Source organism: Dactylosporangium sp. CA-152071 (genome assembly GCF_050936335.1).
GTDB lineage: Bacteria > Actinomycetota > Actinomycetes > Mycobacteriales > Micromonosporaceae > Dactylosporangium > Dactylosporangium maewongense.
This window is the reverse complement of the sequence record NZ_JBNJMZ010000001.1, coordinates 3,204,026-3,229,332: the sequence shown is the minus strand read 5'-3', so window position 1 is coordinate 3,229,332 and position 25,307 is coordinate 3,204,026. Positions and strand designations below refer to the sequence as shown.

The window sequence follows — 25,307 nt, the reverse complement described above, 5'->3', positions numbered from 1 at the left end:
CGGCACAAGGGCGGGAGGGCCGCCGCATGGTGGTGTGGCGGGGGGTGCGGTGGCGGGTGGGCGCTCCTGGCCAGGGCGACCACCGGATGCCGCGCATGCGCCGAAGCGGGCGCGCGTCAGCGCTGGCCGTGCGAGCGTAGCGAGCATGGGGGCCGCGGGTGGGAACCCCCGCCCCGCGCCGGGAGGCGCGGAGCATTACAGCTCAGCGCCAGCCGCGTGGGTGGTTGGCGGTGCGGGGGCCGCTGCCGCGGGTTGTGGCGCCCGCGGCTTCGGCGAGGATGTCGGCGAGGTCGTCGAAGCCGTCGCGGACCAGGCCGGCCGTGATCCGGACGTGGTCGCTGTCGAGGTGGCTCACCTCGAAGGGGGCGCCGGGGGCGACCGCGATGCCGTGGGCCGCCAGGGTGAGCATGGCGACCTGCTGGTTCGCGACGGCCATCCAGAGGTTGATGCCGTCGGCGGCGGTGGCCGTGACGCCGCGGGTGTCGAGGGCGTCGAGCAGGGCGGTGCGGCGGCGGGCGTACTCGTCGCGGGCGTGGACCACGGCGTCCACTGTGGACGGGTCGGTGAGGAGCTCGACGAGGACGGCCTGCAGGAGGCGGCTGGACCAGCCTGGGCCGAGCAGGCGGCGGTCGGCGACGGCGGTGACCACGGCGGCGGGGCCGCCGATCGCGGCGAGGCGCAGGTCGGGGCCGTGGCTCTTGGAGAAGCTGAGCACGTGGACGGTCCGGTCGGGCAGGCGGCGGCCGAGGCTGACCGGGGGAGCGGTCGCGATGTCGCCGGCGTGGTCGTCCTCGATGACGGTGACGCCCGGGTGGCGGGCCAGGACGCGGGCGAGCTTGTCGGCGCGGGCCTGGGTCATGCTCGCGCCGGTCGGGTTGTGGGCGCGCGGCTGCAGGTACACGGCGACGGGCTCGCATTGCGTCAAGGCAAGAGCGAGGGCGTCGGGGCGCATGCCGTGCTCGTCGATGGCGACGCCGACGACCGTGGCGCCGACGGCTTCGAGGAGGTCCAGCATCGGCGGGAACGCGGGGTTCTCCACCAGGACGTGGTCCCCGAAGCGGACCACGGTGCCGGTGATCCTGTCGAGGGCGTCCATCGCCCCGTCGACGACGGTGAGCTGGTCAGGAGGGAACGGCCACCGGGCCCGCAGGACGTCCTCGAGCGAGGGCAGGACCGCGCCGTCGAGGTAGCTGGTCGTCAGGCGGGCGTCGCCGATGCGGCGCAGCGCTTCGGTGAGCGACGGCAGCAGGTCGTAGTCGGGCACGCCGGTCGAGAAGTCGCGGAGCAGCTCCGAGGGGCCGAGCTCGCCGATGCGGCCGCCGAGCTGCGCGTACCGCAGACGCTGGCGCGGCAACGAGGGCGTGGCCACGAACGTGCCGGAGCGGCCCCGGGTTTGGATCGCGCCGGCCCGGGCAAGGCTGCGCCACGCCTCGGACACGGTGGTGGGGCTGATGCCGAGCTCGCGCGCGACGTCCCGCACGGTCGGCAGGCGGGAGCCCGCGGGCAGCGTCCCGGCGGTCACCAGTCGGCTGACGGCGGCGGCGATTCCCCGGGCGCTGCGGTCGTCGACCGCCCCGGCGATGAGCGCGAGCAAATTACATCTCCGAAACATTCTGTAACGCTTGGACCATTGTCCGCCTAGATTTGTGTCGTTAGTGTCCTACGGCATCCGACCCGAGACAAGGTCAACGTAAAGCCCAGCACTGTTGAAGCCGCAGAAGCCCAGAGAGGGGCAGCCATGGCAGACGTGATCCGGGCCGCCATCGTCCAGACGAGCTGGACGGGCGACAAAGAGTCGATGATCAAGGCACACGAGGAGTACGCGAGGCAGGCCGCGGCGCAGGGCGCCAAGGTCATCTGCTTCCAGGAGCTGTTCTACGGACCCTACTTCTGCCAGGTGCAGGACAAGGCCTACTACGAGTACGCCGAGTCCATCCCCGGCCCCACCACCGAACGCTTCCAGGCTCTCGCCGCGGAGCTGGGCATGGTGATGGTGCTGCCGATGTACGAGCAGGAGCAGCCCGGCGTCCTGTACAACACCGCGGCCGTGGTGGACGCGGACGGGAAGTATCTCGGCAAGTACCGCAAGAACCACATCCCGCAGGTGAAGGGCTTCTGGGAGAAGTTCTACTTCCGTCCGGGCAACCTCGGCTACCCCGTCTTCGACACCGCGGTCGGCAAGGTCGGCGTCTACATCTGCTACGACCGGCACTTTCCGGAGGGCTGGCGGGCGCTCGGTCTCAACGGCGCGCAGATCGTCTTCAACCCGTCCGCGACCAGCCGCGGCCTGTCCGCGTACCTGTGGCAGCTGGAGCAGCCGGCGAGCGCCGTCGCCAACGAGTACTTCATCGGCGCGATCAACCGCACCGGCATTGAGGACCTGGGCGAGAACGACTTCTACGGCACCTCGTACTTCGTGGACCCGGAGGGGAAGTTCGTCGGCGAGGTCGGCGACGCGCACAACCCCGAACTGATCGTCCGCGACCTCGACATGGGCCTGCTCGCCGAGGTCAGGGACCGATGGCAGTTCTACCGGGACCGGCGGCCCGACGCGTACGGGGACCTGGTGAAACCGTGATCCTCATCAAGGGCGGGACCGTGATCGGTCCCACGGGTGCGACCCCCGCCGACGTGCTCGTCGTCGGCGAGCAGGTGTCGGCGATCTTCTCTCCCGGGCAGGGGCCGGCCGAGGGCGACTTCGAGACGATCGACGCGACCGGCAAGTACGTCATCCCCGGCGCCGTCGACGCGCACACCCACATGGAGCTGCCGTTCGGCGGCACGTTCGCCAGCGACACGTTCGACACCGGCACCCGCGCCGCCGCCTGGGGCGGCACGACCACCATCATCGACTTCGCGGTGCAGCGCACCGGCGAGGTGGTGCAGGACGGGCTCGCCGCCTGGCACGGCAAGGCGATGGGCAACTGCCACATCGACTACGCGTTCCACATGATCCTCGGCGGCGTCGACGACGAGTCGCTCAAGGCCATGGACACCCTCGTCACCGACGAGGGGATCACCAGCTTCAAGCTGTTCATGGCGTACCCCGGCGTCTTCTACAGCGACGACGGCCAGATCCTGCGCGCCATGCAGAAGGCCCGCGACAACGGCGCCATGATCATGATGCACGCGGAGAACGGGCCCGCGATCGACGTCCTGGTCAAGCAGGCCCTCGAACGCGGCGAGACCGACCCGATCCACCACGGCCTCACCCGCCCCGAGGCCCTGGAGGCGGAGGCGACCAGCCGCGCGATCTGGCTCGCCGGGGTCGCCGCCGACTGCCCGCTCTACATCGTGCACCTGTCCGCCAGCAAGGCCCTCGAACAGGTCGCCGCCGCCCGCGACCTCGGCCGCAACGTCTTCGCCGAGACGTGCCCGCAATACCTGTACCTGACGCTGGAGGACCAGCTCGGCGCGCCCGGCTTCGAGGGCGCCAAGTGGGTCTGCTCGACGCCGCTGCGCAGCAAGCACGAGACGCACCGCGCCGACCTGTGGCAGGGGCTGCGCACCAACGACCTGTCCGTCGTGTCGACCGACCACTGCCCCTTCTGCTTCAAGGACCAGAAGGAGCTCGGCATCGGCGACTTCTCGAAGATCCCCAACGGCATCGGCAGCGTCGAGCACCGCGTCGACCTGCTGTACCAAGGCGTCGTCGACGGCAAGCTCAGCCTCGCCCGCTGGGTCGAGACGATCGCGACCACCCCCGCGCGCATGTTCGGCCTGTTCCCCCGCAAGGGCATCATCGCGCCCGGATCCGACGCCGACATCGTCCTGTACGACCCGGCGGCCCGCACCCGCATCGGCGTCGAGACGCACCACATGAACATGGACCACTCCGCCTGGGAAGGCTACGAGATCGCCGGGAAGGTCGACACCGTCATGTCCCGCGGCCGCGTGATCGTGAAGGACGGCGCGTATCACGGCGGCAAGGGCCACGGGCAGTTCGTCCGCCGCGGACTCTCCGACTACCTGATCTGAAACCGAGGCAACAAGACATGCGTGAGCTCAAGCATTGGCTCGACGGTGCCGCCGTGGAAGGCACCAGCGGCCGCCGGCTGCCGGTCTGGGACCCGGCGACCGGCGAGCAGCAGGCGTACGTCGTCGCCGCCACGAAAGCGGAGACCGACAGGGCGGTCGCCAGCGCCCTGAAGGCGTTCCCGGCGTGGCGGGCGGCGTCGCTGTCCCGGCGCGCCGAGGTCATGTTCCGCTTCCGTGAGCTGGTGGACGCCAACCGCAAGGAGATCGCGGCGCTCGTCAGCGCCGAGCACGGCAAGACCGTCGCCGACGCCGCCGGCGAGGTGGCCCGCGGGCTGGAGAACGTCGAGTTCGCCACCGGCGCCCCGCACCTGCTCAAGGGCGGCTACAGCGAGCAGGCGTCCAACGGCGTCGACGTGTACTCGATCCGCCAGCCCCTCGGGGTGGTCGCCGGCATCACCCCGTTCAACTTCCCGGCCATGGTCCCGATGTGGATGTTCGCCAACGCGCTCGTCTGCGGCAACACGTTCGTGCTCAAGCCGAGCGAGAAGGACCCGTCCGTCTCGCTGCTCCTCGCCGACCTGCTCCGCCAGGCCGGGCTGCCCGACGGCGTGTTCAACGTCGTGCAGGGCGACCGGGAGGCCGTCGAGACCCTCCTGGCCCACCCCGACGTGCAGGCGCTGAGCTTCGTCGGCTCCACCCCGATCGCCAAGGCCGTCTACGAGGCCGGCACCAGGGCCGGCAAGCGGGTCCAGGCGCTCGGCGGCGCGAAGAACCACATGGTCGTCCTGCCCGACGCGGATGTGAACTCCGCCGCCGACGCCGCGGTGTCCGCCGGGTACGGCTCGGCGGGGGAGCGGTGCATGGCGATCTCCGTCGTCGTCGCCGTCGGTGCCGTCGCCGACCCGCTGGTGCACGCGATCAGCGAACGGATCGGCCGGATCGCGGTCGGCCCGGCCAGCGACCCGGCCGCGGAGATGGGCCCGCTCATCACCCGCGAACACCGCGACAAGGTCGCCGGCTACCTGAGCGAGCCCGGGACGGCCGAGGTCGTCGTCGACGGCCGCGACGCCCCGGTCAGCAGCGGCCCCGGGTTCTTCCTCGGCGCGTCACTGGTGGACAAGGTCAGCACCGACTCCCCGCTGTACCAGGACGAGATCTTCGGCCCGGTCCTGTCCGTGGTCCGCGTGGACAGCTACGACGAGGCCCTGAAACTCGTCAACGACAACGAGTACGGCAACGGCACCGCCATCTTCACCCGCGACGGCGGCGCCGCCCGGCAGTTCCAGTACGACGTCGTCTGCGGCATGGTCGGCGTCAACGTCCCGGTCCCGGTCCCCGTCGCCTACTACAGCTTCGGCGGCTGGAAGTCCTCGCTCTTCGGCGACCTGCACATGTACGGCCCCGAAGGGATCCAGTTCTACACGCGCAGCAAGGTCGTCACCTCCCGCTGGCCCGACCCGGCCACGTCGGAGGTCGACCTGGGCTTCCCCAAGGTGAGGTGACGTATGGATGTAGGGGTGGTGCTCCAGTGTGACCCGCCTGCGACGCAAACGGTCGAGCTCGCGAAACAGGCGGAGGCGGCCGGGTTCAGCCACGTGTGGACGTTCGACTCGCACGTGCTGTGGCAGGAGCCGTTCGTCATCTACAGCAAGATCCTCGCCGACACCGAGCGGGTGATCGTGGGGCCGATGGTCACCAACCCCGGCACCCGCGACTGGACCGTGACGGCGTCGCTGTTCGCCACCCTCAACGAGATGTACGGCAACCGCACCGTCTGCGGCATCGGCCGCGGCGACTCCGCGGTGCGGGTCCTCGGCAGCCGGCCGACGACCCTCGCCGAGCTGCGCGAGTGCGTGCAGGTCATCCGCGAGCTCGGCAACGGCCGGGAGGTGCACCTGCGCGACCGGGACCTGCGGTTCGCGTGGGCGCCCGACAGCCGCCTCGAGGTGTGGGTCGCCGCGTACGGGCCGAAGGCCCTCGCGCTCACCGGCGAGGTCGGCGACGGGTACATCCTGCAGCTCGCCGACCCCGACATCGCCGCCTGGATGATCAAGGCGGTGCGGGACGCGGCCGAGAAGGCGGGTCGCGACCCGGCGGCGATCAAGTTCTGCGTCGCGGCGCCCGCGTACGTGGGCGACGACCTCGAACACCAGCGGGACCAGACCCGGTGGTTCGGCGGGATGGTCGGCAACCACATCGCCGACATCGTCGAGCGGTACGGCAGCGACGGCGCGGTCCCGACGGCCCTCACCGACTACATCAAGGGCCGCAAGGGCTACGACTACGCCGAGCACGGGCGGGCCGGCAACCCGCACACCGACTTCGTGCCCGACGAGATCATCGACCGGTTCTGCGTCCTCGGCCCGGTCGAGCAACACCTGCAACGGCTCAACGAGCTGAAGGAACTCGGCGTCGACCAGTTCGCCGTGTACCTGCAGCACGACGCGAAGGAATCGACGCTGCGCGCCTACGGCGAGCAGATCATCCCGGCGCTGTCATGAAGAAGGTCCTCGGTGCTCTCGGGGGGCTGGTCGTCTTCGCCCTGTTGTGGGAGGGGTACAAGGCGGTCGGCGACCCCGAGGGCACCGCGGTCCTCGGCGTGAAGGTGCTGCCCCGCGCCGACGACCTGTCGATGCCGCACCTGTGGACGGTCGCGCAGCGGCTGGGGCGGCCGGAGCTGACCGGCGGCCGTCCCGTGTGGCAGGTCGTCGCCGACGCCTGCCTGTTCACGCTGGGTGTCACCGCGGTCGGTTTTCTCGTCGGTACGGCGATCGGCTTCGTCCTCGCCACGCTGATGCAACGGTTCCGGGTCGTGGAACGGGGCCTGCTGCCCTACGTGGTGCTGTCGCAGACCGTGCCCCTGGTGGCGCTCGCGCCGCTCGTCGCGGGCTGGAGCGGCGCCCTGTCGTTCGGCCCGTACCCGTGGCAGGACTGGATGACGGTCGCCGTCATCGCCTCCTACCTCGCGTTCTTCCCCGTCGCCGTCGGACTGCTGCGCGGCCTGCAGTCCCCGTCGGCGTCGGGCGTGGAGCTGATGCGCTCCTACGCCGCCGGCTGGTGGCGCACGTACCTGAAGCTGCGGCTGCCCGCCGCGCTGCCGTTCCTGTTCCCCGCGCTGCGCCTCGCCGGTGCGGCCGCGGTCGTCGGCGCGGTCGTCGGCGAGATCTCCACCGGCACCCGCGGCGGGATCGGCCGGCTCGTCATCGAGTACTCCAGGGAGGCCACCTCTGACCCCGCGAAGGTCTACACCGCCATGCTCGGCGCCGCCGTCCTCGGCCTCGTCGTCGCCGGCACCGTCAGCCTGCTCGAGCTTCCCCTCATGCGGCACAGGCGTAGGGTCGAGGTGAACGTCGTATGAGCGCTGTCTCGATCGCTGGTGTCAGCAAGGTGTTCAACGCGGGTCGCCCCGACGAGGTGACCGCGCTGTCCGACGTGGACCTGACCGTCGACAGTGGACAGTTCGTGTCGCTGATCGGGCCGTCCGGGTGCGGCAAGAGCACCCTCCTGCGGCTCATCGCCGACCTCATCGAGCCTACCGCGGGCACCGTCACCGTCGCAGGGAAACCGGCCGCGCAGGCCCGCCGCGACCAGGAGTACGGCATCGCCTTCCAGCAGGCCGGCCTCTTCGAGTGGCGCACCGTGCGGCGCAACGTCGAGCTCCCCCTCGAACTGCGCAAGGTGCCCAAGGCGGAACGCCGGCAGCGGGCCGAGGAGATGCTCGCGCTCGTCGGCCTCGCCGACTTCGCCGGGCACTACCCGGCTCAGCTGTCCGGCGGCATGCAGCAGCGGGTCGCGATCGCGCGGGCCCTGGCGGTACACCCGCCGCTGCTGCTCATGGACGAGCCCTTCGGCGCCCTCGACGAGATGACGAGGGAGCGGCTGCAGGGCGAGCTGCTGCAGATCTGTGCCAAGACCGGCACCAGCACGGTCTTCGTCACGCACTCGATCTCCGAGGCGGTGTTCCTGTCCGGCAAGGTCGTCGTCATGTCCGCCCGGCCCGGCCGGATCACCGCGACCGTCGACATCGACCTGCCGGCCCGCGACGAGGCGGCCCGGCAGTCCCCGGCCTACTTCGAGCACGTCACCGCGGTCCGGAAGGCGCTGCGGGCATGAGATACCTCCGATCGGTCCTGCCCCCGGTGCTGGTCGGCGTCGTCGCGATCGTGCTCTGGGAGGTCGTCGTCACGGCCGGACGGATCGCGCCGTTCATCCTGCCGGCGCCGTCGGCGATCTGGGCGCAGCTGGTGGAGCAGCGCGGCAACGTGCTCGACGCCGCGCTCGCCAGCGGCGCCAACGCCCTCGTCGGGCTCGTCGGCGGCACCGCCGTCGCGATCCTCGCCGCGCTCGCCACCAGCCGGTCGAAGCTGCTCAGCGACGTCGCCGTGCCGTACGCGGCGGTCGTCAACGCGCTGCCGATCATCGCCCTCGCCCCGATCCTCAACAACATGTTCGACTCCACCAGCAGCCTGCCGCGGCGGGTCGTCGCCGGGATCATCGTGTTCTTCCCGGTCTTCATCAACACGCTGCGCGGACTGCGGGAGGTCGACCCCACCCACCGCGAGCTGATGGCCAGCTACGCGGCGGGCGGCTGGACGTTCGCCCGGCTCGTGCGCCTGCCCGGCGCGCTGCCCTACGTGTTCACCGGACTGCGGCAGGCGTCCTCCCTCGCCGTCATCGCCGCGGTCGTCGCCGAGTACTTCGGCGGCCTGCAGGACGGGCTGGGGGCGCGGATCACCTCCGCCGCCGCGTTCACCGCGTATCCCCGAGCGTGGGCGTTCGTGGTCGGCGCCTGCGCCCTCGGCCTCGTCTTCTACCTGACCACGCTCCTCCTGGAGCGTCTCGCAATGCCCTGGAAGGCCCGTTCGTAGTTCGTTCGTAGTTTTTTCGAGGAGCGCCCATGCGGATCAGGTCCCTCATCACCGGCGCCGCCGTCGCGAGCCTCGCGCTCGCCGGCTGCGGCACCGCCGACACACCGACGACGACCACCACCGGCAGCGGCGGCGTCACCACCGTGAAGCTGCAGCTGCAGTGGTTCTTCCAGGCCCAGTTCGCCGGCTACATCGCCGCCGCCGACAAGGGCTTCTACAAGGAGCAGGGCCTCGACGTGCAGCTCATCGAGGGCGGCGTCGACATCGTGCCGCAGACGGTCCTCGCGACCGGCAAGGCCGACTACGCCGTCGCCTGGGTGCCGAAGGCCCTCGCCTCGCGCGAGCAGGGCGCCGGCATCACCGACGTCGGGCAGATCTTCGCCCGCTCCGGCACCTACCAGGTCGCGTTCGCCAGCAGCGGCATCAAGTCCCCGGCCGACTTCAAGGGCAAGAAGGTCGGCAACTGGGGCTTCGGCAACGAGTTCGAGCTCTTCGCCGGCATGACGAAGGCCGGCCTCGACCCCGGCAAGGACGTCACCCTCGTGCAGCAGCAGTTCGACATGCAGGCGCTGCTGAAGAAGGAGATCGACGTCGCGCAGGCGATGTCCTACAACGAGTACGCGCAGCTGCTCGAGGCCACCAACCCGGCGACCGGCGCGCTGTACCAGGCTTCGGACTTCTCCATCATCGACTGGAAGACCGTCGGCACCTCGATGCTGCAGGACGCCGTCTGGGCCAACACCGACAAGCTCAAGGACAAGGCGTACCAGGACCAGACGGTCAAGTTCCTCACCGCGACCATCAAGGGCTGGGCGTACTGCCGCGACAAGCCGGAGGAGTGCCGCGACATGGTCGTCGCGAAGGGCTCCAAGCTCGGCAAGAGCCACCAGCTGTGGCAGATGAACGAGGTCAACAAGCTCGTCTGGCCCGCCGCGAAGGGCGTCGGGCTCGTCGACGAGGCCGCCTGGAACCAGACCGTCGACATCTCGATGACGACGAAGAACCAGGTCGGCGACACCGTCCTGAAGAAGAAGCCCGAAGGCCTGGCCTACACCAACGACTACATGCAGAAGGCGATCGACGCGGCCAAGGCCGCCGGCGTCGACGTCCTCGGCACCTCGTTCACCCCGCAGACGGTCACGCTGACCGCCGGCGGGGCGTGAGCCCCGGGCGGCCGCCGGCGTGCGTGACGACGCGCCCGGCGGCCGCCACCGCCTCCCGCGCCGCCTCCCGGGGCGTCGCCCCGTCCAGCAGCGCGGCGGTCAGGGCGGCCGTGAGCGCGTCGCCGCCGCCGGTCGTGTCGACGGCCTCGCCGGCCGCGTGGGGGACCAGCTCGTGCCCGTCGCGCCAGGGGGCCGGCTCGTGGCTGTCGCGCCAGGGGGCCGGCTCGTGGCTGTCGCGCCAGGGGGCCGGCTCGTGGCTGTCGCGCCAGGGGGCCGGCTCGTGGCCGTCGCGCCACACGAACAGGTCACCGCCGTCCGCGAGCGCGAACGCGAGCAGGCGCGGCCCGGCGTCCAGCAGCGCCGGCGCCGCCGCCAGGACCTCCCGCTCGCGGGCCGGCCCGCCGAGCAGCACCGCCGCCTCGCGCGCGTCGGCGCGCAGGACGTCGGCGCCGTGCAGGAGCGACCGGTCGGTGACGGCACCGTCGAGGACGGTCAGCCCGCCTGAAAGTTCCACGGCGGCACGGACCGCGTCGAGGGGCTGCTGCAGCTGCACGAGCACCGCGCCGGCGGCGCGCAGCACGTCTTCGGCGGCCCGCACGTCCGCCTCGGTCAGCAGGACACCCTGCGGCAGGTGCTCCAGGTAGCGCCTACCGTGCCAAACCGGCCGCCGTCCTCCAGGGCCTCGACGATCAGCCCGGTCGCCGTGCCCGGCCGCCGCACCACGTGCGTCACGTCGATGCCGTCGAGCGCGGCCCTGGCCAGCAGCGCGTCGCCGTCCGGGTCGTCACCGGCCACCGCGACGAGCGCCGTCGCGACGCCGAGCTGCGACAGGCCGACGGCCTGGTTGGCGCCCTTCCCGCCGAGCTGTTCGAGCCGCTGCCGGACCGCACCCGACGCGTGCACGTCCGGAAGGCGTTCCATGACCATCACGAGATCGCGGGCCAGCTGCCCGACCACCACCGCACCCATGTCGCGTCCGTTACCCCGGCCGCCGCCGGTTGACGCGGCCGCTGGTTGACCGTCACGGACGGGGGGCGGTGCCGCGCGGCCGTCTTCTTGGCACGGTACAGGAGCGTTCCTAATCGATCTCCGATCGCGTCACCTCCCGTCGCTCAGCGTGAATGTACGCCGAATCTGAGCAGGCCGCGTCGCTCGTCACCCGTTGTCGAGCGCCCGATCGCACTACGCGTTGAGGTAGGCGAGGACCGCGAGGACGCGGCGGTTGTCGTCCTCCGACTGGGGCAGGCCGAGCTTGGCGAAGATGTTGTTGATGTGCTTGCCGACGGCCTTGTCGGTGACGAAGAGCCGGGACGCGATCGCGGCGTTGGAGCGGCCCTCCGCCATCAGACCGAGCACCTCGCGCTCGCGCGGGGTGAGGGCCGCGGTCGGGGTGCTGCGGGCCAGCAGCTGGGACACGACCTCCGGGTCCATGGCGGTGCCGCCGCCGGCGACCCGGCGGACCGCGTCGACGAACTCGCCGACGGTCGCGACTCGGTCCTTCAGCAGGTAGCCGACGCCGCCGCGGCGGTCGGAGAGCAGCTCCCGCGCGTACAGCTGCTCCACGTGCTGCGACAGCACCAGCACCGGCAGGCCCGGCACCGCGGCCCGGGCGGCGATCGCCGCGCGCAGGCCCTCGTCGGTGAAGGTCGGCGGCAGCCGCACGTCGACGACGGCGACGTCGGGCCGGTGCTCCAGCAGCGCCTCGTGCAGCGCCTCGCCGGTGTCGACGGCCGCGGCGACCGTGAAGCCGTACGAGCTGAGCAGCCGGATCAGCCCGTCGCGGAGGAGGGCGAGGTCCTCGGCGATGACAACGCGCACGGCAGCTCCATGGTCAGCACGGTCGGACCACCGGGCGGGCTGTCGACGCGCAGGACGCCGTCGAACGCGCCCAGCCGGCGCGCGACCCCGGTCAACCCGGAGCCGCTTCGCTCCTCGGCGCCGCCGACACCGTCGTCGCCGACGGTGATGTGCAGCGCGCCACCGAGGTGGGTCAACGATACCCAGGCCGCCGACGCGTGCGCGTGCTTGACGACGTTGGTGAGGGCCTCGGCGACCGCGAAGTACGCCGCGGACTCCACCGGCGCGTCGGGGCGGCCGTCCAGGTCGACGGTGACGGTCACCGGCAGGGGCAGCGTCAGCGCGAGGGCCCGCACGCCGCCGTCGAGGCCGCGTTCGGCGAGGACCGGCGGGTGGATGCCGCGCACCAGGTGCCGCAGCTCCGCGAGCGCCAGCCCGCTCGCCTCCCGCGCTTCGGCGATGAGCGCCTGCGCGGCGGCCGGGTCGCGGGCGACGAGGTCCTCGGCCATCCCGAGGCTCATCGACAGCGACACGATCCGCGCCTGCGCGCCGTCGTGCAGGTCCCGCTCGATCCGGCGCAGCTCCGCGGCCTGCGCGTCGACGACGTGGGTGCGGGTCTCGGTGAGCCGGTCGACCCGCTCGGCGAGCGTGGCGAGCGCGGCGCCGCGGGTCGGGGCGAGCAGCAGCCGGTCGAAGTGCGCCAGCGTCCACAGCAGCCACGGTCCCGCGTACAGGGCGCCGGCGGTGACGAGCGCACCCTGCGGCGGGACGCTGACGACGTCGAGGGTGTCGGAGATCGGCCAGGTGACGCCGTAGCCGTACCGGCCGGTCGCGGCGTCGATGATGACCGCCACCCCGAGGAGCCCCTCCAGGCCGTACACCAGCAGCACCGGACCGGCGAGACCCAGCAGCAGCCCGACGGGGGCGCCCGCCAGGAGCCACAGCAGGTCCCGCCACGTCGCCGGGTCGCGGACCAGCCACCACCACCGGCGGGGGGTCCCGACGAACGCGCCCGCGGGCAGCGGCCGGTACGGCCGGGGGATGTCGACCCACGACCAGTCGCGCGCCGCCCGCCGGTGCAGGTCGGCGTACGCCCGCACGAGCATCGCCACCAGCGGCGCCAGCACGAGCCCCAGCCCGATCACGCTGAGCGCCAGCGACACCACGGACAGGATGAGCAGCACCAGCTTCACCGGCGGCGACAGCAGCCCGAGCAGCGCGACCCGCCCGATCGCGACGGCCCCGGCCCGCACGAACGCCTTCACCCTCATGTCGCCATTCTCGCGGCGCCCCGGCCCGGAAACAGTGGGCCTAGCCCTACCGTCGCGGGGCCGATAGCAGCCGTGGACGGCGGACCCTATAGTTCTGGGCCGTTGACCGTCACGGGGAGGAACAGGTTCGATGTGGCCATTCCGGCGAAGAGCCGCAGACAGGATCGAACACCTGGACATCGACCCGGCACAGGGCGACCCTGAGGCGACCCGGCTCATCGCGGCCGCGAAGCGCGGCGACTGGCAGGCGGCGGCGGAGACGCTGCGTGATGTCGAACACCCCGACGACCGGTACTTCTACTGCCGCGTCCTCGGCGAGCACGCCGGCGACGGCGCGTGGATCGACGAGTGGATCGCCGCGGCACCCGGCAAGGCGACCCCGCTCACCGTCAAGGGGCTGCACGCGATCGACTGGGCGTGGCAGGCCCGCGGCAACGGCAGCGCCTCGACGGTCAGCGAGGACGCGTTCAAGGTGTTCTTCCGCCGGCTGAAGCTCGCCGAGGACTGCCTCGACGACGCGACCGAGCTCGACGCCGACGACCCGACGCCCTGGGTGGGGCTCGTCACACTCGGCCGGGCCAGGCAGCTCGGCCTCGACGAGACCCGCCGCCGGTTCGACGAGGCGGTCCGCCGGCACCCGTGGCACCGCGACGCCCACTCGCACATGCTGCAGCAGCTGTGCCGCAAGTGGAGCGGCTCGCACGAGCTGATGCACGACTTCGCCGAGTCCGCGGCCGCCGCCGCACCGCCCGGCTCGCCGCTCGGGGTCCTGGTCGCCGACGCGCACATCGAGCACTGGCTGGACCTGCCCGAGGGCGAGGACGGCGAGTACATGCACAGCCCCGAGGTCGGCGAGCGGCTGCGCCTCGCCGCGGACCGCTCCGTGCGGCACAACCGCTACGAGCGGCGCCCCGGCTGGGCCGCCGGCGACAACGCGTTCGCGATGGCGTTCACGCTCAACGGCGACCGGCCCGCCGCCGCCGAGCGCTTCGACGTGCTCGGCGACCGGGTGACGCGCTGGCCCTGGTCGTACCTCGCGACCCCCGACGTCGCGTTCACCAGGGCCCGGTCGACGGCGCGCGCCAGAGACAGCACGGCCTGACGATGACCGTCGCCGTCCGCGCCTTCCTGTCGCTGATCATGCTGGCCGGCTTCTACGTCCTCGCTCTCGTACAGTTCGCGGCCGGGCTCGCCCTCGCGATCTGGGTGGCGAGCGTCACCACCGGCTTCATCGGCGTGAAGCTCGGCGTGGCCGTGTTCGTCGCGAACGTGTGGGCCGTCGGCTACGGCAGTTGGAAGGCGCTGCGCGCCGACGGCGCGGGCCCGCAGGGCATCCCGCTCACCCCGCACAACGCGCCCGGGCTGTGGCAGACGGTGCGCGAGCTGGCCGCGGCGGTCGGCACCCGCGCCCCGGACGAGATCCACCTGGTGCCGGAGGTCAACGCCGCCGTCAGCGAACGGGCCCACCTGATGGGTCTGATCCGCGGGCGCCGCCACCTGTACGTGGGGATGCCGCTGCTGCAGACGCTGACCGTCGCGCAGCTGCGGTTCGTCCTCGCGCACGAGCTCGGCCACTACTCCGGCAGCCACACGAGGTTCGCCGGCATCTCGTACCGCGGCCGCCTCGCCCTCGCCCGCACCATCGGCCACCTCGGCACGTCCAACGTCGCCGGCTGGGTCTTCCGCGCCTACGCCGCGCTGTTCCTGCTCGTGCACAACGCCGTCAGCCGCCGCCAGGAGCTCGAGGCGGATCTCGCCGCGGTACGGGTGGCGGGCCGGCTGCCGGCGGCGAGCGCCCTGCGCGAGGTCGAGGTCCTGGACCAGGTGTTCGGCTTCTATCTCGGCACCGTCGTGCGCCCCGGCCTGGACGCCGGCTACCTGCCCGACGACGTGTTCGGCGGCTTCCCGCCGCTGCTGCGCGCCCGCGCGGAGGAGGTCTCGGCGGTGCGCGCCCGGCTCGTCACGGCGGCGCGCCCGCACGACCGCTGGGACACCCACCCGCCGCTGGCCGCCCGCGTCGAGGCCGTCATGGCGGCGCCGGAGTCCTCCTTCGCCGCCGCCGCCGGACCCGCCGCCGTCCTCGTCGCGGACCTGGCCGCCGCCGGCCGCGCCCTGCAGGCCGTGGCGCTGCCGGCCGCCATGGTCCTGCCCTGGGACGAGTTCCGCGCCGCCGTGCAGACCTCCGACCTGCAGGAGCAGTCCGACACGATGCTCCGCGCGTTCAGCCGCGCCGTCGGCCGGCCCGTCCCCGACGTCGGCGCCGTCCTGGACCTCGTCGCCGCCGGCCGCCTCGACGACCTCGCCGGGCCGCTCTTCCCCGATGCGACCCGCCGCGAGGCCCGCACCCGCTTCGCCGCGCCGCTGGAGACCCTGCTCCGCCTCGCCGCCGTCCGCTCCGGCGTGGCCCGCTGGCAGGTGTCCTGGACCGCGTCCGCCTTCCTGGTCGACCTCTCCGGCGCCCGCCTCGACCTCTCCCAGCCCGCCGGCCTCGCCTGCGACCCGGCGACCGTGGCCCTCGCCCGCCAGCAGCTGCACGCCCGCGGCGTCGACGTCACCACCGCCCGCCACGTCCGCCAGCGCGTCGGCACCGAGCACGCCGGCATCCTCGCCGGCATCACCACCGCCATCGTCGACGGCTCCCGCGCGGACCTGCTCATCCTCAGCCACGGGCTGCTCGTGATGCCGGGGATGCCGCGGTACAAGACGGGCATGGCCCGCTACCGGATGCGCCGCTGGCTCGCCGACGGCAACCCCCGCGAACTCGCCACCACCCCCGGCGCGCGCTTCATCCCGTACGAGGAGATCACCGCCGCCGTCCGCACCACCAAGCTCCGCTTCCACTGGCAGCTCACCCTCCACGACGGCACCCTCGTCGAGGTGCGCAACGGCCCCCAGAGCGAAGAACACGCCGACGCCGAGTCCGTCTTCACCAAGTCCATGCACGACGCCACCACCTGACCGCGGCCGCATACGAGTCCGCAGGGGGTCATGTCCGGTCGGTGCGGGACAGGACGCCCGTGATGGTGCGGCCGTTGTTGTAGCGGTCCGTGTGAGGCAGCGGCACCTCGGCCAGCTTGCCGTCGTACAGCATCCACAGGCCGAAACAGTCGTCCTCCTCGTCGCGGATGAGCACCTGCACCGACTCCGGCCGCGGCCAGGGCAGCGACTCGAGGAGCGGCAGCAACCCCGCCCAGGTCTGGCGCTGGAACTGGATGACCCAGGCGTAGCACTCGGACGAGCCGAAGTTCGTGCCGTAGAACTGGTTCTCGTCGACGCGACCGAAGCACTGGTGCCAGCCCCGCTGCGGGTCGGGCAGCGTGAGCGGCTCCATCACCTGCTCCGCTTCCTTCGCCAGCACGATGACCTCGGTGAATCTGCTCATCCGCGCAGTATCGCGACCATGATCGACCGACACCAGCGGGTTTGTGGTCCAGGGATGCGGGGCTCGGTGAGGCCGGGCGGCTGGAGAAGCTGTACCCGGACCTCACCGAACTGTTCGCGGGGGCGGGGAAGGGTCAGGAGGTGTAGAGGCCGCGGCTGTAGCGGTCCTCGGCGTAGTACTCCTCGAGCTGCTCGAGCGACTCGTTGGTGTTCAGGACGCTCTTGATGAGCTTCGCGTGGGACGGCAGGTCCTCGGGGGTCCAGGTCTCGGGCTTCCACAGGTTGGAGCGCATGAAGGCCTTCTGGCAGTGGAAGAAGATGGTGTCGATGTCGACGACGAGGGCGAGGATCGGCCGGTGGCCCTCGACGACCATCGAGGAGAACCACGGGGCGTCGGTGAGCAGGCGGGCGCGGCCGTTGATGCGCAGCGTCTCGCGGCGGCCCGGGATCAGGAAGATCAGGCCGACGTGAGGGTTGGCGAGGATGTTGTGGAAGCTGTCGGCGCGCCGGTTGCCGGGGCGCTCCGGCAGGGCGATGGTCCGCTCGTCGATGACGTGGGTGAAGCCGGGCGGGTCGCCCTTCGGGGAGACGTCGCAGTTGCCGTCGGCGTCGGAGGTGCCGACGAGGACGAACGGCGACAGCGCCAGCCAGTCCCGGTCGGTCTGTGCCAGGGTGCTGCGTTCCTTGCTCGCGGCCCGGGGCATCGGCGACCCGAGCAGGTCCTCCAGTTCAGCGGTCGAGGTGATCTGCATGGTCCTCAGCATAGGACCCGTAACAACCTGTAACGATGAAGCTATTGTACGGCCGGACGTGTGCGATTAGCGTCGGCTCATGACCGGACACATCTCCGACGCGGACGCCTACCGTGACGACCGCGCGCACGTCTTCCACTCCTGGTCGGCGCAGCGGGCGCTGGACCCGGTCGTCGTCACCGGCGGCCTCGGCAGCACGTTCTGGGACGCCGCCGGCACCAGGTACCTCGACTTCTCCTCACAGCTGGTGAACCTGAACCTCGGGCATCAGCACCCGCGGGTCGTCGCCGCGATCCAGGAGCAGGCGGCGCTGCTGTGCACGGTCGCGCCGAGCTTCGCCAACCCGGCGCGCAGCGAGGCCGCGCGGCTCATCGCGGAGGTGGCGCCCGGGGACCTGTCGCACGTGTTCTTCACCAACGGCGGCACCGAGGCCAACGAGCACGCCGTCAAGATGGCGCGGCTGACGACCGGCCGGCACAAGATCCTGGCCGCGTACCGGTCGTACCACGGCGCGACCACCGGATCGATCACGCTCACCGGCGATCCGCGCCGCTGGGCCAACGAGCCCGCGATGCCGGGCGTCGTGCGTTTCTTCGGCCCGTACCCCTACCGCTCCTCCTTCCACGCGGACAGCCCGGAGCAGGAGACCCAGCGCGCCCTGCAGCACCTCGAGGAGGTGTTCATGTTCGAGGGGCCGGGCACGATCGCCGCCGTCGTGCTGGAGACGGTCGTCGGGACCAACGGGATCCTCGTGCCGCCGCCCGGGTACCTCGCCGGGGTCCGCGAGCTGTGCGACCGGCACGGGGCGCTGCTGATCTGCGACGAGGTGATGAGCGGGTTCGGCCGGTGCGGTGAGTGGTTCGCCGTCGACCGGTGGGGTGTGGTGCCGGACCTGATCACGTTCGCGAAGGGCGTCAACTCCGGTTACGTCCCGCTGGGCGGGGTCGTGCTCGGCGACAAGGTGTTCGACACGTTCGCGGAGCGCCCGTTCCCCGGCGGCCTCACGTACTCGGGCCACCCCCTGGCCTGCGCGGCGGCCGTCGCGACCATCGAGGTGATGCGCGACGAGCGGATCCCCGAGCGGGTCAAGGACCTCGGCGAGCGGGTCGTCGCGCCGCGGCTGGAGAAGCTGCGCGACCGGCACCCGTCGGTCGGGGAGGTGCGCGGCCTGGGCCTGTTCTGGGCGATCGAGCTGGTCCGCGACCGCGACACCCGCGAGATGCTGGTGCCCTACAACGCGTCCGGCGCCGCGGCCAAGCCGATGGCCGACGTCGTCGCCGCCTGCAAGGCCCGCGGCGTGTGGCCGTTCACGCACTTCAACCGGCTGCACGTGGTGCCGCCGCTGGTCGTCACCGAGGAGGAGCTGCTGCAGGGCATCGACGCGATCGACGACGCCCTCGACGCGGCCGACGCGCACGTGGCATGACCGGGCCCGGCGCTGCTGGGATCTTCTCAGCAGCGCCACCGTCGCGGTCAAGGCCCGAACGGATACGCCCGCAGCGTCGTCTGCTCCAGCCCCTCGGCCGTGGCCCGCAACGACACCGAGCCCTTGCCTCCCGGGTGCGCGACCGCGACGTGCGTGGCGGTCACCAGCGTGGGGAACCATGAGCGCCCGTCGTCGTAGGACACCTCCACCCCCGGCCGCACCGCCGTCGTCGCCTGCGTCGTCATCCGGTACGGGAAGCGAAACGCCCGGCCGGCGGCGGCGGTGCCGTCGGCCCGCAGTACAGGCGCGAAGGACACCGCGCGCAGCGGCATCCGCCGCCAGTCCCCGCCGGGCACATGTTCGGACCGGAACGTCCAGGCGACGTCGACGACGGTCCCGGACGCCGCCGGCTCCGCCCGCATCTCCAACCGGAACAGGCCAGGCTCCGGCGGCACCTCGAACACCCCTTCCGCGGCGTCGGCCTCGGCGACGAGCACGCCGTCGCGGTACACGGCCGTCCGCGCCCGCGCGTACTCCGCGCTCCCCGGATGCCCGGCGCCGTCCCCGTGCAGCCGGGCCGCGACGACGAGCGTGTCACCGTTGCGCGACACCCACTGCTCGGGCAGCTCCTGTACGTCGACGCTCGGCGCCGCGACCCCCTCGTTCCACGCCGTGCCGGCCGGCCCTTCCAGCCGCACCCCGGCGGCCGGCTCCTCGAACGTCGTCCGCCACGTCACGCCGCCCGCGTCGAGGTTGTAGTGGTCGTCGCGGCGCGCCGGGAGCGCCTCGAGCGGCAGGGCCGCGGCGAACACCCCGCCCCCGCCCGGCATCCGCGGCCTCGTGTACGTGACGCCCGCGCCGCCGACCCTCGCCCCGAACCGGCTCCTGACGGTGCTCAGCTGTCCCGGGGTCAGGGTGCGGGCGAGGCCGGCGGGCAGCCGCCCGTACACCATCCAGGCCAGGAAGTAGGCGGCCCCGGCGGCGGTCATGGTGACCGCGACCATGACCCGGAACCCGTCGACCGGCCGCTCCCCGCCCAGCGCCCCGAAGTACACGCCACGCAGGTCACCGCGCACCGCGAACCCGTTCTCCCACGTCTCACCACCGCTGACCGGCATCCTGTACCTGACCTCGAGCAACTCCGGCACCGCGTCCTGCCGCGGCACGGCGGTCGCCACGGGCCGCCCGGCCCGCGCGTCGGCGGTCAGGGTCACCGGGTTCCCTTCTTTCGGCCGGTGTGCGGGGGGTGTGGTTGAGGAAGGATGGGTGGTGAGCGGTTGAGGGGAGGTCGCTCATGCCACGGCCATACTTTTCTTTGTCCGCACCGCTTTCCGGCCCGGCGCCGCGGGTTTCGGAGGTCGACTGGGCCGCGGTCGGCGCCGCCCGGCGCGCCTCCGCCGCTGAGGAGCACAGCCGCCGGCGGGAGGCCAGGTCGCGCGCCAAGGCGGAGTTCGCCGAGGCCCGCACGCACGGCCTCGCCGCCCGCCACGCCACGAAGCTGACCCGCCTCCGCAACGCCCGCACCCTCACCACCGCACCCCCACCGGCAACACGCCCGACCGCCCCACCCCCGCCGACCGTCCCACCACTGCCCCCTCCGACCGTGTCACCGCCGATGTCACCCGGCCGCGCCACCACGACCACCGCCTCCGACCGCCTCACCGGCACCGCGTGCGCCGTTCAGCCCGTGCTGCCCTCGGCCGCGCACTCGACCACCTCGCCGGCAACGTCCGCGGCGGTCGGGCCAGCGCCGTCAACCACCCAGCGGGCAACGGTTCCGACTGCACCGCCACCTTCAACCGCTTCGCCACCGACGCTCGCGACGGTCCAGCTGGTGACGCCCTCGGTCGCGACGGCGGCAGCACACTCGACCGTCTCGGCAACGTCTGCGGGCACCCCAGCGGCGACGCCCTTGGCTGCGACGTCGGCAGCGGACTCGACCGTCTCGGCAACGTCTGCGGGCACCCCAGCGGCGACGCCCTTGGCTGCGACGTCGGCAGCGGACTCGACCGCCTCGGCACCGCCTGTGGCCGCCCAGCCGGTGCCACCCTTGTCTGCGACGTCGGCAGCGGGCTTGACCTCGTCTGCGGGCACCCCGGCGGTGACGTCTGCGGGCACCCCGCCAGTCAGGCGTTCGACGGGTCCGCACGCGAGCGCGCGGCGCGGCGCGGCGGCATCGGCCCCGCCTGCGACCGCCGTCCAGGGCACCCGGGGGCACTCCCCGCGCCGCCCGCACCCTCGGCGCCGCCCGCCGGTCCAGGTCCACCGGCGACAACGGTTCCCATCTCGGTCCATCGGGCGGTGCACCCGAGCCACGCCGTGCTCGTCGGAGGCAACGCCTTCGCTCGCTCCACCGGCGTTGAGTTCCACGGCTCCAGCGGTGTCCCGAGCCCCGCCGACACTCCCACGTCTGCCGGCCGACCACGGAGGCCCAACTCGTGGGGCCGCGCCGGTCGCCGGTGCCACGCCAATTCCCGGTGGCGCGCCGCTTGCCGGTGGCGCACCGAGCCGCCCTGGATCCGCACCGAGTTTAGGGGGTCTCAGCTGGTGAGGTTGTGGTCTTGGGCATGATCTGCTGTTCGTGGCGGAAGCTGCCCGCGGGGGCTTTCGGGGTGTCCCGGCCAGGCCTACGACCACAAGGCGACCCGAGCCGGGATCCGCCGCAGAGGCATCACGGTCCGCGTCGCTCGCAAGTGCGTCGAGTCTTCGCAGTGTCTTGGCCGGCACCGGTGGATCGTCGAGTCGGGCCTGTCCTGGTTCACCAACAAACCGTCGTCTCGCCCGTCGCTACGAACGCAAAGCCGAGCACTTCCAAGCTTGCCGACCTCGCGGCGGCCGGCCAGTCGTGGGACAGGGCCTCCCCTTCGCGGCCGCCCGGTCCTACCGCATCTGGCCGTCCACCTGTCGGTTCCCGGTGGGGTTGGTGAGGGGTGGCAGTAGGTCGCTGTCGCTGAGGGTGTACGTCAGCGGAGGGTAGGTGAAGGCCGTTTCGGTGTTCTCGCGGCGCCGCAGCAGGAAGAACTCGTGTTGCTGGGCGTCGTCGGCTGAGGTCAGGTGGGCGCCGTTGCGCAGGTGAGCGTGGTCGCCGTGGTACTGCACGAAGGTCTTCGATGTCCGGAGGGTCACGCCCAGCCAGCGGTTCTCGGGCATCTGGGCGGGTCTGTCCAGCATGATCCGGTGGCGGTGGCGGCGGTTGGTGTCGAGGGAGAACACGATGACGCCGTTGTGGGGCATCGGGATCTCGTAGGTGGCGCCGCCGGGCTCCTTCGGCTCGACGACCAGCTTCCGCGGTGGGTGCACCTCGGGCCGTTCGTAGCAGGAGAAGACCGCGATGGACGACCCGTCCGCCAGGTCGAGGGCCTGGTCGCTGTGGCCGCCCATGGTGGTGTACGCGTTCGTGTAGCTCTCGACGAGCGCGTTGTTGAAGGCGGCAGGGAGCGCCGCGCATGCCTGGACCTGTCGCGCCAGCCGCTCGTACACCGGCGGAAAACGCTGCGCGGGCAGGCTGTAGCGGGTGGTGGTGCGCACGATCGGCACGTCACCCGTCTCGCCGGTCCCGACCAGGACGGCGCCCAGCCGGCCCTTGCCCACCGGTTCGAACCGCACCGACGCGAACAGCTCCTCGAACGGGTTCCCGCCGGCGGTCAGGGTGTACGAGCGGAACTCAGACCCGGGGTGCAAGGTAGTCCCCCGAGTTCATGCTGAAGCGCAGCTCGTCGCCGTAGTGGACGAACGACTGGGTCCGGTTCTCCTCGGCGTACAACCTGCGCAGCTCGGCCATGCCCTCCGGCGTGGGCGGTCCGAGCTCGACCGGACCGCCGTCCGTCTTGAGGAATGTCTGCCCGTCCCTATGCACGGCCTCGGCGCTCGAACAGCGGACCACATAACCGAGGCGGGTCGGCAGTAGCCCGGCGTCCAGCGTCGGGGGCCGGACCTCGTGCGTGTACAGCCGGTTCGTGGACAGCGGCATGAAGAACACGGAGCCGGGATAGAGGGTCAGGGTGAACTGCTCCGGAAGGTCGGCCGGCGCCTTGAGCCGGAAGTGCAGCCTGGTGAGCCCGCTGACACCGTTCAGGCCGTGGTCGAAGGGTCCCAGGGGGCGCAGCTTGTCGAGCCCGTCGTAGAAGGTGCAGAAGGCCATGACGCCGTTGCCGGGCATGTCCTTGGTCTTGTCGGCGTGCGCCGAGATCTTGGCCTTGGACTGCTTGCGCTCGTCGGTGCCCGGGGTGTTGTGGTAGATCTGCGCGAGGACGTGGTTCAGCGGGGCGTGGCCCCGGAACACGTGGGCGGCCTCCCGGTTCAGGGCCTCGACGATGCGCGTGTCGGTCGCGGCGAAGTTCTCGGTCGGGCCCGAGAGGTTCGTGGAGCACCGGAGCAGGCGGAAGTGCAGGTCGGCGCCGTCCCGCGTGACGGGGGTCAGGTAGATCCCGGTGCGGTGGGCGGTGCCGGGCTTGGTGGACTCCGTGAGGGACTGGAACGCGTGCTCCGAGCTGATCCGGCCGAAGTGGCCGGCGCCGGGGTCGAAGAACCGCCGGTAGTACACGCCGGCGCCGTGGACGCCGACGGGCACCTGCCCGGGGTCGGCGACCGGCCACGGCGCGGAGCCGTGCGACAGCCCGTCGACCACGAACACCCGCGCGGCCCCGTCGAGCGCGGGCGCGCCGATGCTGGACACGTCGCCGCACAGGTAGACGGTCCTGCGATGCACGGCGGGCAGCTCCTGCGGCGTGCTCACGGCCCCGAAGAAGTCCCTGACCAGCGGATCGTCGTGCAGGGCCGCCGGCGCGACCAGGATGTTGCCCGCGTCCTCGATGCGGGCCTCTGCGGTGTGCATGGCGCTGTACCTGCCGTTCGAGTGTGACGTCACGGGTTGGCACCGTCGGTGGTGCGTTGCAGGTCGAAGCCCCAGCGGACGAGCCCGGGCAGATCATCGGCGCGGTCGTCCCAGGGCAGCTCGCCGGGCACCCGCAGGGCCTCCAGGAACTGCTCCGGCGGGCGGTACCCGTGCACCTCGACGTAGTGCAGGAGCATGACCGGGGCGGCGTACACCTCGCCGTCGTGGGCGTAGTAGTGGTATTCGCCGTTGCCGTCGTGGGGGGCGGTCGTGCCGGGGCACCACGGGCAGTCGTGCCAGCCGAGCATCACGTTGGACCGCGCGCGGGAGGCGGCGCGCAGGGGTCGCGGGTCGACGTCCGGGGCGGGCGGTCGCGGGGTGAAGGAGGGTCCCAGCCAGCCGACGTTGCGCATCGGGAGCGGGAACTCGTAGTACTCGTACGGCGACAGGTCGGGATACTCCACGGCTACCGCACCGCGTGGGTCAGGAAGCGGTGGGTGTGCACGACGATTGAGCACGAGGTCGAACCCACCGTGGGCGTCCAGGGAAGGCCCGCCGGGGGCGGCGTCCAGGGAAGGCAGGACGGTGACGCCGAGCGGGGACAGGCGGGCGGCGGCGACCGGGACGTTCGGCGCCCAGGACTCCGTCGCGACGGTGCGCGGGGGGAGCGGGGCGAGGGAGGCCAGGAGCTCGCCGCCGGTGTCGACGTCCAGCAGCGACGCCGCGCCGGCGATCAGCGGTCGGGCGAGGCCCGGGTACGACCAGGACGGGTCGCCGCCGTGCGAACGGCCCCGCAGCCAGGTGAAGTCCCAGCCGGCGACCGGGGCGGCCAGGGCCTCCTCGACGAGCTGCTGGTACGAGGGCATCAGGCGAGCCCGACCAGCTTGCCGACGTGGGTGCCCCGCTCCAGGTCGGTGTGGGCGGTGCGGATGTCGTCCATCGCGTACGTGTGGACCGGGCCGAGGGTCACCTCGCCGGCGGCGATCCGGTCGAGGAACCGCTGCAGGACCGCGGGTGGCAGGTCGCTCGCCTCGCCGCCGTAGGCGGTCAGGCGGACACCGGTCGGCAGGTAGCCGATGGGGTAGAAGTCGCGGACCAGCCACTCGTTGGACAGCATGCCGGTGAAGCAGACCGTGCCCCGGACGCGGGTCGCGGCCAGCGTGTCGGGCAGGGTGGGGGTGCCGACGAGCTCCAGGGCCGCGTCGACGCCGTCCGGGAACAGCGCCCTGACCTGAGCGGCGACCGAGCCGTCGTCGACGAGCGGGTGGGTGACGCCGACTGCGGTCAGCGCCGCGAGGCGGCCGGGGGAGCGGGTCGTGGACAGCACGGTCGCGCCGAGGTCCCGGGCGAGGGCGGCGGCGGCCAGGCCGACCGACGACGTGCCGCCGCGGATCAGCAGCGTCTGGCCGGGCCGCAGGTCCAGGGCGGTGACGAGGGAGCCGTACGCCGTCTGCAGCGTCTCCGGGACGGCGCCGATCGCGGGCCACGGCAGTTCGGACACGAACGGGATGACCTGCGCGGCGGGCACGACCGTGTATTCGGCGTAGCCGCCGTCGAAGGTGCGGCCCATCCCGCCCATCATCGTGGCGACCTGCTGGCCGACGGTGAACGAGGAGTCACCCGGGTCGTCCACCACGCCCGTCGCCTCGATGCCCGGGACGCGGGGAAAGACGACGCCTTCCGCGAGGCCGAGGCGGGTGTGCAGCTCCGACCGGTTGAGCCCGAACGCCTTGACGCGGATCCTGACCCAGCCGGGCGGCGGCGAGGGTGTCGGCACCTCGACGACGCTCAGGTTGGACACGGGACCCGGGCCGGACAGCATAACCGCGCGCACAGG

24 protein-coding genes are annotated in these 25,307 nt (G+C 72.3%); 11 read left to right on the top strand and 13 right to left on the bottom strand.

What is annotated here, in order from left to right:
* Window positions 1–202: 202 nt before the first annotated feature.
* Complete coding sequence (locus ACQEVZ_RS14320; protein WP_344502590.1) at window positions 203–1,594, bottom strand: PLP-dependent aminotransferase family protein; 1,392 nt, start codon at window positions 1,592–1,594, stop codon at window positions 203–205.
* 144 nt (window positions 1,595–1,738) lie between these two features.
* Between ACQEVZ_RS14320 and ACQEVZ_RS14315 the strand changes: the two genes are divergently transcribed.
* From ACQEVZ_RS14315 to ACQEVZ_RS14280, 8 genes are read left to right on the top strand one after another with little or no spacing between them, the layout of a single operon-like run.
* The gene (locus tag ACQEVZ_RS14315; protein WP_433366364.1) at window positions 1,739–2,578 is read left to right on the top strand and encodes a nitrilase-related carbon-nitrogen hydrolase; all 840 of its coding nucleotides are present in this window, start codon (window positions 1,739–1,741) and stop codon (window positions 2,576–2,578) included.
* Window positions 2,575–3,978: a dihydropyrimidinase gene (hydA, locus tag ACQEVZ_RS14310; RefSeq protein ID WP_433366361.1), complete on the top strand. Its 1,404-nt coding sequence runs from the start codon at window positions 2,575–2,577 to the stop codon at window positions 3,976–3,978. The genes ACQEVZ_RS14315 and hydA overlap by 4 nt, the downstream gene beginning before the upstream one ends.
* Before the next feature lie 17 nt (window positions 3,979–3,995).
* Window positions 3,996–5,480, top strand: a complete 1,485-nt coding sequence (locus ACQEVZ_RS14305) for a CoA-acylating methylmalonate-semialdehyde dehydrogenase (RefSeq protein ID WP_433366358.1) — start codon at window positions 3,996–3,998, stop codon at window positions 5,478–5,480.
* Window positions 5,481–5,495: 15 nt separating this feature from the next.
* Window positions 5,496–6,479: a TIGR03842 family LLM class F420-dependent oxidoreductase gene (locus tag ACQEVZ_RS14300; protein WP_425552204.1), complete on the top strand. Its 984-nt coding sequence runs from the start codon at window positions 5,496–5,498 to the stop codon at window positions 6,477–6,479.
* A complete protein-coding gene (locus ACQEVZ_RS14295) occupies window positions 6,476–7,336 on the top strand; it encodes an ABC transporter permease (protein WP_344502584.1) in 861 nt (286 codons plus the stop codon). The genes ACQEVZ_RS14300 and ACQEVZ_RS14295 overlap by 4 nt, the downstream gene beginning before the upstream one ends.
* Entirely contained in the window at window positions 7,333–8,091 is a 759-nt protein-coding gene (locus tag ACQEVZ_RS14290; protein ID WP_344502583.1) for an ABC transporter ATP-binding protein, read from the top strand. The genes ACQEVZ_RS14295 and ACQEVZ_RS14290 overlap by 4 nt, the downstream gene beginning before the upstream one ends.
* Window positions 8,088–8,846: an ABC transporter permease gene (locus ACQEVZ_RS14285; RefSeq protein ID WP_344502582.1), complete on the top strand. Its 759-nt coding sequence runs from the start codon at window positions 8,088–8,090 to the stop codon at window positions 8,844–8,846. The genes ACQEVZ_RS14290 and ACQEVZ_RS14285 overlap by 4 nt, the downstream gene beginning before the upstream one ends.
* A gap of 29 nt (window positions 8,847–8,875) precedes the next feature.
* A complete protein-coding gene (locus tag ACQEVZ_RS14280) occupies window positions 8,876–10,009 on the top strand; it encodes an ABC transporter substrate-binding protein (RefSeq protein WP_360561704.1) in 1,134 nt (377 codons plus the stop codon).
* Here the strand turns inward: ACQEVZ_RS14280 and ACQEVZ_RS14275 are convergent.
* From ACQEVZ_RS14275 to ACQEVZ_RS14260, 4 genes are all read right to left on the bottom strand, one after another.
* The gene (locus ACQEVZ_RS14275) at window positions 9,984–10,607 is read right to left on the bottom strand and encodes a PfkB family carbohydrate kinase (RefSeq protein ID WP_433366353.1); all 624 of its coding nucleotides are present in this window, start codon (window positions 10,605–10,607) and stop codon (window positions 9,984–9,986) included. The genes ACQEVZ_RS14280 and ACQEVZ_RS14275 overlap by 26 nt on opposite strands.
* Window positions 10,608–10,618: 11 nt before the next feature.
* Window positions 10,619–10,978: a PfkB family carbohydrate kinase gene (locus tag ACQEVZ_RS14270; protein WP_433366350.1), complete on the bottom strand. Its 360-nt coding sequence runs from the start codon at window positions 10,976–10,978 to the stop codon at window positions 10,619–10,621.
* A gap of 213 nt (window positions 10,979–11,191) precedes the next feature.
* Window positions 11,192–11,827: a response regulator transcription factor gene (locus ACQEVZ_RS14265; RefSeq protein WP_354893245.1), complete on the bottom strand. Its 636-nt coding sequence runs from the start codon at window positions 11,825–11,827 to the stop codon at window positions 11,192–11,194.
* The gene (locus tag ACQEVZ_RS14260; RefSeq protein ID WP_344502578.1) at window positions 11,779–13,077 is read right to left on the bottom strand and encodes a sensor histidine kinase; all 1,299 of its coding nucleotides are present in this window, start codon (window positions 13,075–13,077) and stop codon (window positions 11,779–11,781) included. The genes ACQEVZ_RS14265 and ACQEVZ_RS14260 overlap by 49 nt, the downstream gene beginning before the upstream one ends.
* 130 nt (window positions 13,078–13,207) lie before the next feature.
* Here ACQEVZ_RS14260 and ACQEVZ_RS14255 point away from each other — a divergent pair, with 130 nt between their 5' ends.
* Entirely contained in the window at window positions 13,208–14,179 is a 972-nt protein-coding gene (locus ACQEVZ_RS14255; protein ID WP_433366345.1) for a hypothetical protein, read from the top strand.
* A gap of 2 nt (window positions 14,180–14,181) precedes the next feature.
* Complete coding sequence (locus ACQEVZ_RS14250; protein WP_433366342.1) at window positions 14,182–16,035, top strand: M48 family metalloprotease; 1,854 nt, start codon at window positions 14,182–14,184, stop codon at window positions 16,033–16,035.
* A gap of 28 nt (window positions 16,036–16,063) precedes the next feature.
* Here the strand turns inward: ACQEVZ_RS14250 and ACQEVZ_RS14245 are convergent, their stop codons facing one another.
* Together ACQEVZ_RS14245 and ACQEVZ_RS14240 are read right to left on the bottom strand one after the other, a co-directional pair.
* Window positions 16,064–16,459 carry a hypothetical protein gene (locus tag ACQEVZ_RS14245; RefSeq protein WP_354893255.1) on the bottom strand — a complete coding sequence of 132 codons (396 nt, stop codon included), beginning with the start codon at window positions 16,457–16,459 and terminating at the stop codon, window positions 16,064–16,066.
* Between the two features lie 133 nt (window positions 16,460–16,592).
* The gene (locus ACQEVZ_RS14240) at window positions 16,593–17,222 is read right to left on the bottom strand and encodes a pyridoxamine 5'-phosphate oxidase family protein (RefSeq protein WP_344502573.1); all 630 of its coding nucleotides are present in this window, start codon (window positions 17,220–17,222) and stop codon (window positions 16,593–16,595) included.
* A 67-nt stretch (window positions 17,223–17,289) separates the two neighbouring features.
* On the opposite strand from ACQEVZ_RS14240, the gene ACQEVZ_RS14235 reads away from it, so the two are divergent.
* Window positions 17,290–18,636, top strand: coding sequence for an aspartate aminotransferase family protein (locus ACQEVZ_RS14235; protein WP_433366338.1), 1,347 nt, complete (start codon window positions 17,290–17,292; stop codon window positions 18,634–18,636).
* A 47-nt stretch (window positions 18,637–18,683) separates the two neighbouring features.
* Here ACQEVZ_RS14235 and ACQEVZ_RS14230 read toward each other — a convergent pair whose 3' ends face one another.
* From ACQEVZ_RS14230 to ACQEVZ_RS14205, 6 genes are all read right to left on the bottom strand, one after another.
* Window positions 18,684–19,850: a hypothetical protein gene (locus tag ACQEVZ_RS14230; RefSeq protein WP_433366335.1), complete on the bottom strand. Its 1,167-nt coding sequence runs from the start codon at window positions 19,848–19,850 to the stop codon at window positions 18,684–18,686.
* 466 nt (window positions 19,851–20,316) lie between these two features.
* On the bottom strand, window positions 20,317–20,844 hold the full coding sequence (locus tag ACQEVZ_RS14225; RefSeq protein ID WP_433366332.1) for a hypothetical protein: 528 nt from the start codon (window positions 20,842–20,844) through the stop codon (window positions 20,317–20,319).
* 672 nt (window positions 20,845–21,516) lie between these two features.
* Complete coding sequence (locus ACQEVZ_RS14220) at window positions 21,517–22,317, bottom strand: alpha-ketoglutarate-dependent dioxygenase AlkB (RefSeq protein ID WP_433366329.1); 801 nt, start codon at window positions 22,315–22,317, stop codon at window positions 21,517–21,519.
* Window positions 22,301–23,503, bottom strand: coding sequence for a hypothetical protein (locus tag ACQEVZ_RS14215; RefSeq protein ID WP_433366326.1), 1,203 nt, complete (start codon window positions 23,501–23,503; stop codon window positions 22,301–22,303). The genes ACQEVZ_RS14220 and ACQEVZ_RS14215 overlap by 17 nt, the downstream gene beginning before the upstream one ends.
* Entirely contained in the window at window positions 23,500–24,336 is an 837-nt protein-coding gene (locus ACQEVZ_RS14210; RefSeq protein WP_433366323.1) for a hypothetical protein, read from the bottom strand. The genes ACQEVZ_RS14215 and ACQEVZ_RS14210 overlap by 4 nt, the downstream gene beginning before the upstream one ends.
* A complete protein-coding gene (locus ACQEVZ_RS14205) occupies window positions 24,336–25,304 on the bottom strand; it encodes an alcohol dehydrogenase catalytic domain-containing protein (RefSeq protein ID WP_433366320.1) in 969 nt (322 codons plus the stop codon). Before ACQEVZ_RS14205 ends, ACQEVZ_RS14210 begins: the two co-directional genes overlap by 1 nt.
* Window positions 25,305–25,307 lie beyond the last annotated feature (3 nt).

What these genes read in the sequence shown, in the direction of transcription:
- ACQEVZ_RS14315 (WP_433366364.1), top strand. Translation starts at nt 1,739, where the DNA reads ATGGCAGACGTGATCCGGGCCGCCATCGTCCAGACGAGCTGGACGGGC.
- ACQEVZ_RS14305 (WP_433366358.1), top strand. Translation starts at nt 3,996, where the DNA reads ATGCGTGAGCTCAAGCATTGGCTCGACGGTGCCGCCGTGGAAGGCACC.
- ACQEVZ_RS14295 (WP_344502584.1), top strand. Translation starts at nt 6,476, where the DNA reads ATGAAGAAGGTCCTCGGTGCTCTCGGGGGGCTGGTCGTCTTCGCCCTG.
- ACQEVZ_RS14290 (WP_344502583.1), top strand. Translation starts at nt 7,333, where the DNA reads ATGAGCGCTGTCTCGATCGCTGGTGTCAGCAAGGTGTTCAACGCGGGT.
- ACQEVZ_RS14285 (WP_344502582.1), top strand. Translation starts at nt 8,088, where the DNA reads ATGAGATACCTCCGATCGGTCCTGCCCCCGGTGCTGGTCGGCGTCGTC.
- ACQEVZ_RS14280 (WP_360561704.1), top strand. Translation starts at nt 8,876, where the DNA reads ATGCGGATCAGGTCCCTCATCACCGGCGCCGCCGTCGCGAGCCTCGCG.
- ACQEVZ_RS14270 (WP_433366350.1), bottom strand. Translation starts at nt 10,978, where the DNA reads ATGGGTGCGGTGGTGGTCGGGCAGCTGGCCCGCGATCTCGTGATGGTC.
- ACQEVZ_RS14260 (WP_344502578.1), bottom strand. Translation starts at nt 13,077, where the DNA reads ATGAGGGTGAAGGCGTTCGTGCGGGCCGGGGCCGTCGCGATCGGGCGG.
- ACQEVZ_RS14255 (WP_433366345.1), top strand. Translation starts at nt 13,208, where the DNA reads ATGTGGCCATTCCGGCGAAGAGCCGCAGACAGGATCGAACACCTGGAC.
- ACQEVZ_RS14250 (WP_433366342.1), top strand. Translation starts at nt 14,182, where the DNA reads ATGACCGTCGCCGTCCGCGCCTTCCTGTCGCTGATCATGCTGGCCGGC.
- ACQEVZ_RS14245 (WP_354893255.1), bottom strand. Translation starts at nt 16,459, where the DNA reads ATGAGCAGATTCACCGAGGTCATCGTGCTGGCGAAGGAAGCGGAGCAG.
- ACQEVZ_RS14240 (WP_344502573.1), bottom strand. Translation starts at nt 17,222, where the DNA reads ATGCTGAGGACCATGCAGATCACCTCGACCGCTGAACTGGAGGACCTG.
- ACQEVZ_RS14235 (WP_433366338.1), top strand. Translation starts at nt 17,290, where the DNA reads ATGACCGGACACATCTCCGACGCGGACGCCTACCGTGACGACCGCGCG.
- ACQEVZ_RS14210 (WP_433366323.1), bottom strand. Translation starts at nt 24,336, where the DNA reads ATGCCCTCGTACCAGCAGCTCGTCGAGGAGGCCCTGGCCGCCCCGGTC.